We start from the raw sequence: 12,730 nt of genomic DNA, 5'->3' as shown, positions 1-12,730 counted from the left end.
CGGCTGGACCATCCCCGTTGCGTGGCAAGGGCGGCACTCGAATCCACCGCGCCGTGGGTTTCTCGCAAGACGCCCATAGGGCGACAGCAACCCTGTGCGCCGGACGCGCATACCCCGCCTACCTGCTCATCCCGTTCGCCGTTGCCCCGCCCGAAGGGGAAGCGGCTTGTCCCGTATCGATGGTGGGCCGGGGTGATCAGGCTTCCACCTCAACCACTTACGGTCCTCCGTCCCGCGCGGTCATCATCCCGGAGCCGGAGCGCCCCGCCGGAGGCACTGATCTTTGATGGCGTCGGGCGCCGGTCATGTCCGTCGGTCCATTCGCTGTCGAGAATGCTGAAGAGGGCGGAGTCTCGCCAGCCGTCGCGCAATTTGGCGGTGTGGCGGAGGTGGCCTTCATGTGTCATCCCGAGTTTCCTCAGGATGGCTGCGGAGGCGGCGTTTCGCGGATCGCAGGTGGCGTAGATGCGGTGCATGCGGAGTTCGTGGAAGCCGATGTGCAGCAGTTGCCGGCCGATGGCGGTGCCCAGGCCGCGGCCCCAGAGGCTGGGGTGGGTGAGGTACTGGATCTCTCCTTGGGCATGCTGGAGGCTGCGGATGCGGAGCTCTCCCATTCCTACGACGTCATCGTCATGGAGGGCTGCGTAGGTGAAGCGTGTCTGTGGCTGCTCATGCCATGCGGCTACGGCCTCTGTCACGAACGCACGTGTCTCGGTGAGGGAGTTGGGTCCCCATGCCTGATACCGGCAGACTTCGGAAAGGCAGGCCCAGGAGTGGACGGCGTCGACATCGGTGGGTTGGAGTTGCCGGAGTCGGACTTCGGGATGGCTCATGATCTGAATGATGCCTGGCGACTGAGATGGACATGGTTCCGCGGTGTCTCGTCCTGGCGCGGCCCGAGCACGGCCGCGCGCCAGAACGGCCCCCACGCCGCACGCGCAGCGTGCGGCCGAGCGCAGGGCCGCGGGGTGGCGCACCTGCTGGACTCCATTTGAATCGTGATCAATGCGTATGCCTCGCGAGACAGCCGGATCAGATGCTCACGGTGTGGATACATGCGACGCGAGTGCCTCACCCGCCGCCGAGAGGCGGCTTGCCGAGCGAGTGGTCGCCGCCGGGCTCGCCGGCATCATCCTGCCCTTTATCCAGTTCGGCTGGCTGCTGCTTGTGGCCGCCTTGTCCGACGACTCACGTTGCGGCCACTTCGGCTGTATCGGTCAGCTGGCCGAGGCGTGGACGGTGGGGAACTGGGCGGCGGTCGTGCTCGCCTGGCCGCTGCTGCACCTCCTCCGGGTGCGCCCGGCATGGATCGTCGCCGTGCTCGCGCCCTTCTTCCTGGTGCCAATCTGGGAGCTCGCCGACGTGCCGGTCAGCGTGGTCGCCGGAGTGTTCGCCTACCCACTGGCTGCCCTGGTGAGCGCGCCGCACCTGTCGTGGCGGGGTCGTGGTCTGGTGCTTGCCCTCTTCCTTCTGCTCTGCGCTGTCCTTGCAACTTCTTCCGGATAGTCCAGGGCAGTCCCGGGTCGGCCTCGCCGTGGGTCAGGATCAGGGAGTCTGGCAGTTGATCCCCCGCCGGACCCGAACCACGGCCGCCCGACGAGCCGATCCGCGTGCAGCGGCTCGTCAGCAGCCGCAGCCAACTCTCCATCGCCGGACAGCGCATCCGCGTCGGCATCGGCCACGCCGGGACGACCGTGACCATCGAGGACACCGACGGCACCTTCCGCATCACCCACGCAGGCCAGATCATCGCCGAAGTCGCCCGCACCACCACCAAGCCGATCGCCCGGTTCAATGTCCGCAAGCCCCAGCACCAACGGAAGATCACCTCCGGCGGGTAGAACTGCGTTCATGGACGTGGTGAAGCTGCAGCAGGCGTTAGAGGGCCTCTTCGACCAAGCCCTGCTGCGGCACGGCTTCGTGGACTACCTGCGCGACTACCAGCTCGTGATCCTCCCGATGCCTGATCCCCGGACCGGGACCACGCCGGCGCCACTGCCCTATCTGTTCCGGTACTGCGTGCAGGCCACCTGCACCACCGCCCTGCCAGCCCACACCTGGGGGGTATCGCTCGATGAGCGGCTCACCACCGACGAAACCGACGTGGAGCTCGACGGATACGTCTGGGGCGTCAACTGGCAGTGCCTCTATCCCGGCGCCACGCTCATCACCGTCTCACCCACCGCCCGGAGCTGGGCCGCAGCCATCGGCATCGACTTTCATGAAGTCCGGATCGAGACCAATGTGCACGACCTCACCCTGGTCTTCTCCGACCTGACCATCGAAGAACTCCCGCGCCCGTCACCGGGACACGGCCACCAATCCCCGGTTCAATAGGACCAAGAGAACGACAGATCGCCCGGCCGAAGCACCACAGCAACCCCAAACGCCGTCGGCACTGCTGCGCCATCGGCAGGTGCTGCAAGTCGGCACCCTCCGAGTGGACCGTCCACGACGCCTACATGACGCTACGAGCTGCGATCAGCAACGCCGTCCGCGAGGAGACCTTGACCCGCAACGTCGCCGCCAACATCAAGATGCCGATCCCCCGCAAGCGCAAGGTCAAGCCCTGGACGGCAGACGAGGCCCGGACCTTCCTGGAGTCCGCACGCAACCGCCAAGACCCGATGTACCCGGCCTACGTCCCGGTCCTCGTCCTCGGCCTCCGCCTCGGCGAAGCACCCGGCCTCCGCTGGGAGGACGTCGACCTCGACCAGGCCAAGATGACCATCGGCTGGCAGCTCCAGCGAGTCGCCGGCAAGCTCCTGCACCGCCGCACCAAAACCGACGCCTCCGACGCCACACTCCCCTTCCCCGAGATCGTCACGACCGCGCTCCGTGCCCGTCAACGGGCACGCGACACCGCCCGCGAAACAGCAGGAGACAACTGGCACGAGACCGGCCTCGTCTTCACCACCGCCAGCGGCCGACCGGTCGAGCCGTCGAACTTCCGGCGCAGCTTCGCAGGCGCCTGCGACCCGGAGTACGCAAGGTCCACGTTCACGCAACCCGCAAGGCCTGCGCTTCCTTGCTCGTCGCCCTCGACGTCCATCCGCGCGTGGCTATGCAGATCCTCAGGCACTCGCAGATTTCCGTGACCATGAACGTCTACAGCGAAGTCTCGTCCGAAGAGTCGCGCCGAGCGCTCAAGAAGCTCGGTGATCATCTGGACTCGTAGCGGCATCCAGCGCCGACGAAGGTAAACGAGGCCATTCCCCGATCATGGGGAATGGTCTTTGACATGGGCCGACGACTTACGCCTGCTCCGTCGCGCCCTACGTGAGGACGTCTGACGCGCCGAAGCCACCTGCGACTCCCAGCCAGACCACCGAATAAGGGCGATGGAGACGCCGACGAGGATCGTGAACGCGCCCGCGAGAACGTTCAGCGCCCCGAGGCCGACCTCTCCGTCTGGATCGCCGATCCCCGAAGGTCGGCCCTCTGCCCAGCTCGTCATGGCCCACGCCTGCGTCGCTACAACCACACCGAACACGATCGTGGCCGCAGCCAGGACGTAGCCGGGAGGGCGCGTCCACAACCGTCTGGCGACAAGCACAAAGCCGATCAGTAAACCGAGCGGGACGGTCACGAGCTGAGCCAGGTTCGTAATGATCAAGACATCGAGACGGACATGCTCCAAGTCACCGCCAGGCTGAGCCCATATGAACGGGATCGCCATGACGCCGCCGCCGAGGAGGCCGAGTGCCAATAACCGGAGTACCGCCACGCGCACCATGATTATGGACTTGCTCGTCCGTGCGCCACCTCGGATGAACGTGTAGCTGTATTTCGCTGCTGTACAAGATCGAAAATGCCCCTTCCCGATCATGGGTAGTGGCCTTTGACCTGCGGTGGAGCCTAGGAGATTCGAACTCCTGACATCCTGCTTGCAAAGACGCACGCCGACTCTCGTCTACCAGCCCCAACCCAGCTCAGCGCCCCGATCGGTTCCCCGCGATTCCCCGCTGTTCCCTCTGGTTCCCCACCCCATCGGGCACGCAACGGGCACGCCAGCCACGACATCCGGTGGGCCGCGGCTGAGGAACGAAGCCCTGCACCTTCGATCGCCCCTAGCCAGCTACGGTGGGCACCCACAGGCGATCGTGAGTGCTGTATCAACTGCCGACGGATTTACAGCGGGCTGACATTCCTGACAGCATCAGGTCCCTGACCTCCAGGTACGGCTCTGGCCTTCCCTTACCAGGGAAGATCATCCCGCGTATATCCCGCGAGGCGAAGCCAGCCACGATCATCCGCGGAGTCTGTGGATCAGCCACGTTCCCCGGTGAGCCAGGGTGAGGAACGAACCCTGGATCGTCGATCGCCCCCAAGCAGGTATGGCGGCCAGCCATGCAGCGGCGATCGTGAGGGCTGCATCTGTGGGGCAGCGCGGCAACCCTGGCCCGAGCGTTCGGTCAGTGCGGCGCGGCGGGCGCGCGGTACCCCGAGGTCCCAGGCCAATAGCACTACTGGTGAAGTGGCGGTATTGAGAGCATGCGGTGTCTCGTCTCCCGAGACGGTCGATACAGCCGGAAACCGGCGGAGGCGAGTTCTCGCCAGTCTTTGCGTTCGTTGATCTTGGAGTCGACGTACCCGTACAGTGCGGTGAAGCTTCCGCGACGAAAACGAGGTAGGCATCCGAATGCAGGCGATGGCCGACGGCGCGGGGATGCTGTCCGATGAGCGGCTGACTGCGTACAGCGCCGTTTCCACGTCCCTGGCCCTGCACAGTGATCGAGGATTGGGCGAGCTTGTGGACACCGCTGCACCGCTCGGTTCCGGTATCGGTGGGAGGTCGGCGCTATTGGAGGTTGCAGGTACGCCGGTTTTCGTGAAGCGGGTCCCCCTGACAGAGGTGGAGCTTCGCCCTGACCATGTTCGGTCTACGGCCAACGTGTTCGGGTTACCTGTCTTCTGTCAGTACAACATCGGCGGGCCAGGTGGCGGGGCGTGGCGGGAGGCTGCCGCCCACACAATGACCACCAACTGGGTGCTCTCAGGGCAGTATCAGGGGTTTCCGCTGATGTATCACTGGCGGGTACTGCCGGACACGGCACCGGCTCTTCCGAAGGAGCTTGCCGACGTGGATCGGGTCGTGTCCTATTGGGGAGGCGGGCCGGAGGTACGTCGCCGTATCGAGGCCCTTGCGGAGTCTCCGGCGAGCCTCGTGCTGTTCCTGGAGTACATCCCACAGACGCTGCACGAGTGGCTCACCGAGCAGGTGCGAGTCGGCGACGAGGCGGTCGGCTGGGCCTGTGCTCTGGTCGAGAGGGAACTGGAGGCCGGCACTTCCTTCATGAACGACCGCGGTCTCTTGCACCTTGATGCCCACTTCCGGAACATCCTGACCGACGGCCGGCGCCTCTATTTCGCCGACTATGGCCTGGCTCTGTCGTCCCGCTTCGACTTGAGCCCCGCTGAGGCCGACTTCTTCGAGAGGCACCGAACGTACGATCGCGCGTACACACTCAGTTACTTGGTGAACTGGCTGATCATGGGCCTGCATGGGTACGAGCGGGAGGAACGGGAGGCGCTGATTCGCGCGTGCGCCGAAGGGGCACCGCCTCCTGCGGGTCCGTCGGAGGTTATGGCGACCCTTAGCCGTCACGCACCACTTGCGGCAGTCGTGACGGACTTCATCGGGAGGTTGGAGCGCGAGAGTCGAGAGACTGCGTACCCGCTGACGGCAATCCACCAGATCTTCGAGTCGCGTTACAGCTGAGCCTCCTCGAATGCTGCCTGACGTGCCGCTGGTCATTGGTCGGCAAGCAGATCGATAGCGCGGCTTGGCGTCATGCGGCGGTGCGGCGCTTGGTCGGTGGGTTAGGGGTGTACGGCGGGGCCGCCGTACGGCGATGCCCCGCGCGGCGCTCGCGCGAGAACGGCCCCCAGGCCGCACGCGCAGCGCGGGACGGCGGCGCGGGGCGTCCCCTCATGGCCTGCCCATTTGGGAGCCAGCGTCCTCGATGGCCGTTTCGAGGCTGGGGAGCGTCTGGCCCAAGACGTTCTTGGCTGTCTCCGTCTGCATGATCACTTGGCTCGCACGGTCGGGGACCGGGCCGACGAACTCCATGCAACCTCTCCCCGTAGGTGTCCTTGCAGGGCACTTATGTGTCTAAAGCTCCAATATGGACGAGTGCCCCGACGAGCCAGGCCATCTCACCATGGAGTGCACGGCAAGGCGCTGAATCTGACGCGGCTGGCACATCGGATGCCCGGTGGCAAGGCCGACGAAGGAGGGCCGCGGCAGCCGATCGCCCCGACCACGTACTCCTGGGTACCGAAGTGAGCGATCGTCACGGCCTCTAGGGCGCGTATTGGGTCGTGATCAATCTGCTGATTCGTCCTCGTGGTGAGGCATGGGCCGGTAGATGTTGTTGCGTGACGCGAGTGCAACTGACGGACGCGGAGTGGGAGTTCATCGGGCCGTATCTGCCGATCGGCGAGTACGGCCCGTATCCCGAGCGGTTACGGCAGCAGTTCGAGGGCGTGATCTGGCGGTGCAGGACCGGCGGGCAGTGGCGGGAGATGCCGCAGGAGTTCGGTGCCTGGTCGACCGTCCACAACCGCTTCCGGCAATGGCGCGACGCCGGCGCCTTCGAGGCCCTGCTGGAGGGCCTGATCGCGGAAGCGGCGAAGCGGGGTGATGTGGACCTGTCCCTGGTCAGCATCGACTCCACCACCGCGCGTGCTCACCACGACGCGGCCGGGATGCACCTGGCCGCGGACGTCCTCGGCGCGCTGGAGAAGGCCGCTTCCGAGGCGGACAAGGCCAGGTCAAAAGGGGCAGTGTCGAAGAACAAGATGGACAGGACGCCGAGATCAATCCCGAGCGGGAGGAGCGACGACGCGTCCGGCGCCGGCGAAAACTCCGGCTGACGGCCGCCCTGCTGGGGCGATCCAGGGGCGGGCAGACCAGCAAAGTTCACCTGGCCGCCGATCGCCAGTGCCGCCCGCTGGCGTTCGTGCTGACCGCTGGCCAGGCCGCGGACAGCCCGCAGTTCATCCCCGTGCTGGGCAAGATACGGGTTCGCGTGCCCGTCGGCCGTCCTCGCACCCGGCCGGACGCGGTCGCCGCCGACAAGGCCTACTCCTCCCGTGGCAACCGTGTTCACCTGCGCAGACGCGGTATCAAGGCAGTGATTCCGGAGAAGAGAGACCAGTCCGCCAACCGGAAGAAGAAGGGCTCCGCGGGCGGTCGGCCGGTCAGCCACGACGCCGGCCTCTACAAGGAGAGGAACACCGTCGAGCGCCTGATCAACAAGCTCAAGGCCTGGCGAGGCGTCGCCACCCGATACGACAAGGTTCCGGACAGCTACCTCGCCGGCCTACACCTGCGAGCCTCAATGATCTGGGTCAAGGACCTCACCCGGACCACCAGTTGATCACGACCCAATACGCGCCCTAGGCCGCCAGGCGACGTCCATGTAGCTACGATCCCGTCGCTGCCCACGCTGTGTGTGATGTAAATCACACACGGCGCTGCTACCTGCTGACCTGCGAGAACTGAACAAACGTGCGACTCGAGTTGTTGCGCACCTCGAGATAACACTCGCAGTGCGCGTGCTAAGCCAGTTTGTGTGCCATGCTGAAGACATCAGAGCGGAAGCCCTGTGATCAAACCTCCTAGATCGCATAGCCCCACCCCGCACGTGTTTCTCAGGCCCGAACAGGGTGGGGCTGCGACAACCGCTCCGCCTCATGCGAGAGCAGAAGGGACGCCCCTTGAACAGAGACGCCTGTATCCATCATGCCCTGCCCGTCTCCCTCCAGGCGACGCGTGCGGTGGCTGTCTGCCTGGTAATCATCGTCTGCGCCTATGTGGTTGGTGCTCTGGTCGACCACGGCGACGTCATCGTCGTCACGGTCGCTACCGCCACGGTCGGTGTCGTTGCGGAGCGGCTCACGCACCTGATTCTCCGCCGTTGGGTTCACGTGGTCTGAACGACGGTGGGCTGGGCCGGCAATTGATCTGCCCAGCCCACCGATCTTGATGTGAGGGAAGGGGAATCATGAAAGAACATCCTCAGGTCCTTCTGGAGGATGCATACGAGGTGATCGCAGGGCCGTCAGGCCATTTGCTTGATGCACTGCATGATGGACCAGAGGGTGTTCCTGTCATCGGGCCACAGAATCTTGCTAATGATCACTCTGTTGACACACGGAACGTGCGCCGACTTCCTGATGACAAGGCGCGCAAACTTGCCCGATTTGCTGTTCGTCCCGGCGACCTACTTATCGTAAGGCAAGGCGCACTAGGCCGCCTAGCGATTGTGGGGCAGGCCCAAGAGTCATGGCTCTTTGGAGCTTCATGCCTACGATTGCGAGCCTATGACAGCCGCGTGCATCCACATTTTCTTGCGTGGTACCTCAGCAGCCCCTCCGCCCAGAATAGACTTCAGCAAATGGCCAGCGCCGGTACAATTCCGGCCTTCAATGTCGCGACTCTAAAGGAAATGGAAGTTCCGGTGCCCCCTATGGAGCACCAACGGACCATCATTACCGTTCTTCGAGCAGCCCAGGCTCAAGCAAAATTGCATCGGGAAGCCGCTCGACGTCTAGACGAACTTTGCCCTTCCCTTTTTGTAGAGCTGCTTGCTGGAACGAGGCATTAATGACGAAGGTAACCCGTTCGGAAATATCTGCCCGGCTATTCGCCGCGGCGGACGCACTTCGGGGAGCTATGCGGGAACCGGTTGGCCTGCTGGCTGGTCTCTTGGTCCTCAAGCGTGCCCATGATCAGCCTCTATTTCTGGGCTCTCCATCCCAAGATCTGTGGGATTGGCTCGTCTCAAGCGGTGGTACGGGCTGCAGTTCAAAAATGTATGAGGCCTTCCGCACCCTGGAGAGCGTTAACCAGGGAACCCTCTCGGACACACTGACCTTCTTTGCCCACGGTCGTATATCCGACTCCGCCCTATGGAGAGCGATTCAGGAACTGAACTCGATATCCCTTAGAGACGAAGATCTAGAGTTCACTGACACTCTCGGCAAGAGCTTCGACGCCTACCTCAGCAGATACGCTGAAAGCGTAGGAAAAGGCGGCGCAGAATTCTATACGCCACCCTCGGTAGTTGAACTCGTGGTTCGCTTGGTTGCACCGGACGAAGGGAACAGTGTGCACGACCCCTTCGCAGGAACCGGCAGTATGCTCATTCAAGCTCATGAGTTCGTCAAAGACAGATCGGGAAGCAAAGCTCATCTGAAATTGTCTGGCCAAGAAGTTGTCTACGGCGTCCTGGCGCAGCTCAATTTCCTTCTACATGGAATCACCGACGCCGAGGTTCGTCAAGGCAATGCACTGACCGACCCTGCATTTATTGTCGAGGGAGCACCGGAAAAATTCGATCGAGTAATTTGCAATCCACCTTTCTCTACTAAATATGACGAGAAATCCGTCTCCCATCCGGAGCGAATGAAATACGGCTGGGCCACGCCTGCACACGCCGACTTCATGAATATCCAGCACGTTATGGCTTCGCTAAAGCCAACTGGGAGGGGCGCTGTAATCGTCCCGCATGGCGTTCTATTTCGAGGCGGCGCAGATGCCGCAATCCGTCGTCGCGTCGTCGACAGTGGGCGTCTAGTAGCAATCATCGGCATCGGTGCCAACGTCTTCTACGGCACCGCAATACCCGCGTGCGTACTTGTCTTTGACGGTGAAGGAGTCAATGGACGGTCGACGCGCGATGATATCCTGTTTATCAACGCTGAACGGGAGATCGTATCGGGTCGAACCAAGAACCGGCTCGAACCACAAAACATCGAATTGATTATCAACGTCTTCCAAGAAAAAGCACAGGTTGCTGGCTTTTCTCGACTCGTCTCACATGATGAAATCGCAGCCAACGACTACAGTCTAAGTATTCGACGATATGTCGACTCACACATATCATCCCCACCGCTACTCGACGCGATGGCCCTGCTCTATGGTGGGGTTCCCAGGGGCGAGGTTCAGGCTAGTGCTGCGAGCTTCCATGCTCACGGAATCGGTATTGAAGACCTCTTCCGCGAGAGAGACGAGCGCTACTACGACTTCCTCGAAGAGGGGTGGGAGGCAACAGCAGCCAAAATTCCCGAACTTGGGTCCATGCAAAGGGAAGTCCTTTTGCGTGAATTCTCGATATGGTGGAAATCGATCAACCCGCGCCTTAAGTTGCTGAGCAACGTCGGGCAACTTTTGGGGGAAAGTCAGAGCCTGGCCGCTGACTTTGTTGCTGCTCTTGCGCCTGTCGGCCTAGTCGATCGATACCGTCTCGCGGGTGTTTTCGCACGCTGGTGGTCACTTCACAAGGACGATATAAGGCGACCGTCTGTGCAAGTGGATACTCTAGGCGAGGGCCTGCGCGCCGCGCTAGAAGCACAAATAGCTGTAGAGCTGCAACAGCTAATTACCCTGTACATGTCATGGGGCGAGCGTTACGGAACATCCCTAGCTGACATCGATCGGCAGCTTGAGGTGGGGAAGGGCGCACTCAATCATCATCTAAATAGCGCCGGGTTCGCTTGGCCATGAGCTGGAGACGTTGCCCCAGTTACACTTGTCGGTTGGCGGTGGCCTTGTGGGTGCGTTTCCTAGGCGCCGAGCTGGTATGTAAGCCGACCAGCTGTGGCGGTGCATCAGCTTGCCCCCACTCGATGGTGCAGCCGATGTGAGCCAGCCGCCAGTCGGTGCTGCAGGGGAAGGTGTGAAGCTGCCCCGGTTTTGTGGAGACCTGATCGCTTGGGACGATGTGTCCCGGGAGGAGTTCACAGGTGCCGATGTCACGACCGCCGTATCCGCCGGAGTTCCGCCGGCAGATGGTGGAGTTGGTGCGGGCCGGCCGGACGCCGGAAGAACTGGCCGCCGAGTTCGAGCCGACCGCGCAGTCGATCCGGAACTGGGTGGTCCAGGCCGACCGCGATGAAGGCCACCGCCAGGATGGGCTGACCAGTGCGGAGAAGGAGGAGTTGGCCCGGCTGCGGCGGGAGGTCCGTCAGTTGCGGGAAGAGCGGGAGATCCTGAAGAAGGCCGCGGTTTTCTTCGCGCGGGAGACGGATCGGCCGAGATGAAGTACCGGCTGATCGATGCGGAGAAGACACACCATGGCGTCTCCCTTCTGGCCCGGGTGCTGGGTGTGTCGCGCCAGGGCTACTACGCTTGGAAGAACCGCGGGCCATCACGGCGGCCCGCCAGGACGAGGCGCTGACCGAGACGATCACCCGGATCCACGCCCGGTCCCGGCGGACCTACGGTGCCCCGCGTGTTCACGCTGAGCTGCGGGATGACTTCGGGGTGCGCGTCGGGCGCAAGCGGGTCGCCCGGCTGATGCGCACCGCACGGCTTGAGGGCGTCCACCGGCGCCGCAGGCGCGGGCTGACCCGCCGCGACCCGGCGGTGGTGCCACCGCATGATCTGGTCAACCGTGACTTCACCGCGTCGGCGCCGAACCGCGTCTGGACCGCCGACATCACCTACGTGCCGACCGGCGAGGGGTGGCTGTATCTGGCGGTGGTGCTGGATGTGTTCTCCCGCCGCATCGTGGGCTGGGCGATGGCCGACCACATGCGCACCGAGCTGGTCATCGACGCCCTGGAAATGGCGATCTGGAACCGTCGGCCCGGGCCCGGCCTGGTCCATCACAGCGATCAGGGAACGCAATATACGTCGCTGTCGTTCAGTCGGCGGTGCAGGTCAGCGGGCATCCGCACCTCGACCGGCAGCGTCGCGGACTGTTTCGACAACGCGGTGACCGAGAGCTTCTTCGCGACGTTGGAGACCGAGCTGCTCGACCGGCACCACTTCACCACCCGCGCCCAGGCCAGGGCCGCCTGCTTCGACTTCATCGAAGGCTTCTACAACCCCCGCCGCCGTCATTCGACTCTGGGCATGCTCAGCCCCGCCGAGTACGAAAGAAGGAGCGCCCAATCACCGGGCTATGCTGCCGCGTAGCCACAAGCCCCGAAGTGTCTACGAAACCGGGGCAACTTCACCTAAGCTCTCGGACTATCTGGCCTACTGGCTCAAGAACGTCGTAGAACCCAACCTCGCCCCCAAGACCGCCGCGAACTACGAGATGTTTGCCCGCCTCTACATCACCCCCGCACTCGGCTCGAAGCGGCTCGACAAGCTGACCGTGCGGGACGTTCAGACGTGGGTGAACAAGGTTCGCCAGTCCTGCCAGTGCTGCGACCAGGGCAGGGACGCCGCCCGGCCGGAGCATCACAGCAACCCCAAGCGACGTCGGCACTGCTGCGCGATCGGCAAGTGCTGCAAGTCGGCGCCCTCCGAGTGGACCATCCACGACGCCTACATGACGCTGCGAGCCGCGCTCAGCAACGCCGTACGCGAGGAGATCCTGACCCGCAACGTCGCCGCCAACATCAAGATGCCGGTCCCCCGCAAGCGCAAGGTCAAGCCTTGGACGGCAGACGAGGCCAGGGACTTCCTAGAGTCCGCGCGTCACCGCGAAGATCCGATGTACCCGGTCTACGTCCTGGTGCTCGTCCTCGGCCTCCGCCTCGGCGAAGCACTCGGCCTCCGCTGGGAGGACGTCGACCTCGACCAGGCCGAGATGACGATCGGCTGGCAGCTCCAGCGGGTCGCCGGCAAGCTGTTGCATCGCCGCACCAAGACCGACGCCTCCGACGCCACGCTTCCCTTCCCTTCCCTTCCCTTCCCTTCCCTTCCCTTCCCTTCCCCGAGATCGTCACGACCGCGCTCCGTGCCCGTCAACGGGCACGCGACACC

Annotated in this window: 11 protein-coding genes and 2 pseudogenes; 11 read left to right on the top strand and 2 right to left on the bottom strand. The window is 63.7% G+C overall.

Going from position 1 to position 12,730, the window contains the following annotated elements; all coding sequences use genetic code 11:
- Positions 1 to 209 precede the first annotated feature (209 nt).
- The gene (locus ABZS51_RS27500) at positions 210 to 833 is read right to left on the bottom strand and encodes a GNAT family protein (RefSeq protein WP_355446666.1); all 624 of its coding nucleotides are present in this window, start codon (positions 831 to 833) and stop codon (positions 210 to 212) included.
- 214 nt (positions 834 to 1,047) lie between these two features.
- Here ABZS51_RS27500 and ABZS51_RS27495 point away from each other — a divergent pair, with 214 nt between their 5' ends.
- The 4 genes from ABZS51_RS27495 (at position 1,048) to ABZS51_RS27480 (ending at position 3,098) form a co-directional block, all read left to right on the top strand.
- Positions 1,048 to 1,506, top strand: a complete 459-nt coding sequence (locus tag ABZS51_RS27495; protein ID WP_355446663.1) for a hypothetical protein — start codon at positions 1,048 to 1,050, stop codon at positions 1,504 to 1,506.
- A gap of 104 nt (positions 1,507 to 1,610) precedes the next feature.
- On the top strand, positions 1,611 to 1,841 hold the full coding sequence (locus ABZS51_RS27490; RefSeq protein ID WP_355446660.1) for a hypothetical protein: 231 nt from the start codon (positions 1,611 to 1,613) through the stop codon (positions 1,839 to 1,841).
- 10 nt (positions 1,842 to 1,851) lie between these two features.
- Positions 1,852 to 2,337, top strand: a complete 486-nt coding sequence (locus ABZS51_RS27485) for a hypothetical protein (protein WP_355446657.1) — start codon at positions 1,852 to 1,854, stop codon at positions 2,335 to 2,337.
- Between the two features lie 125 nt (positions 2,338 to 2,462).
- On the top strand, positions 2,463 to 3,098 hold the full coding sequence (locus ABZS51_RS27480) for a hypothetical protein (RefSeq protein WP_355446654.1): 636 nt from the start codon (positions 2,463 to 2,465) through the stop codon (positions 3,096 to 3,098).
- Between the two features lie 122 nt (positions 3,099 to 3,220).
- Here the strand turns inward: ABZS51_RS27480 and ABZS51_RS27475 are convergent, their stop codons facing one another.
- The gene (locus ABZS51_RS27475) at positions 3,221 to 3,727 is read right to left on the bottom strand and encodes a hypothetical protein (RefSeq protein WP_355446651.1); all 507 of its coding nucleotides are present in this window, start codon (positions 3,725 to 3,727) and stop codon (positions 3,221 to 3,223) included.
- Between the two features lie 924 nt (positions 3,728 to 4,651).
- On the opposite strand from ABZS51_RS27475, the gene ABZS51_RS27470 reads away from it, so the two are divergent.
- The 7 genes and pseudogenes from ABZS51_RS27470 to ABZS51_RS27440 all read left to right on the top strand — a co-directional run.
- Positions 4,652 to 5,722: a protein kinase family protein gene (locus ABZS51_RS27470; RefSeq protein ID WP_355446648.1), complete on the top strand. Its 1,071-nt coding sequence runs from the start codon at positions 4,652 to 4,654 to the stop codon at positions 5,720 to 5,722.
- A gap of 659 nt (positions 5,723 to 6,381) precedes the next feature.
- A pseudogene (locus ABZS51_RS27465) lies at positions 6,382 to 7,385 on the top strand (IS5 family transposase).
- A 340-nt stretch (positions 7,386 to 7,725) separates the two neighbouring features.
- Positions 7,726 to 7,944, top strand: coding sequence for a hypothetical protein (locus ABZS51_RS27460; RefSeq protein WP_355446645.1), 219 nt, complete (start codon positions 7,726 to 7,728; stop codon positions 7,942 to 7,944).
- A gap of 68 nt (positions 7,945 to 8,012) precedes the next feature.
- Positions 8,013 to 8,615, top strand: a complete 603-nt coding sequence (locus ABZS51_RS27455; protein ID WP_355446642.1) for a restriction endonuclease subunit S — start codon at positions 8,013 to 8,015, stop codon at positions 8,613 to 8,615.
- Positions 8,615 to 10,516 (top strand): N-6 DNA methylase, encoded by a 1,902-nt coding sequence (locus tag ABZS51_RS27450; RefSeq protein WP_355446639.1) that lies wholly within the window; start codon positions 8,615 to 8,617, stop codon positions 10,514 to 10,516. Before ABZS51_RS27455 ends, ABZS51_RS27450 begins: the two co-directional genes overlap by 1 nt.
- Positions 10,517 to 10,755: 239 nt before the next feature.
- A pseudogene (locus ABZS51_RS27445) lies at positions 10,756 to 11,932 on the top strand (IS3 family transposase).
- The coding region (locus ABZS51_RS27440; protein ID WP_355446636.1) for a site-specific integrase at positions 11,919 to 12,730 on the top strand (812 nt) is incomplete at its 3' end. The pseudogene ABZS51_RS27445 and the gene ABZS51_RS27440, both read left to right, overlap by 14 nt.

The sequence above is a fragment of the Nonomuraea sp. NPDC005501 genome (assembly GCF_040605905.1).
Taxonomy (GTDB): domain Bacteria; phylum Actinomycetota; class Actinomycetes; order Streptosporangiales; family Streptosporangiaceae; genus Nonomuraea.
This window is presented reverse-complemented; position numbering and strand designations above follow the sequence as displayed.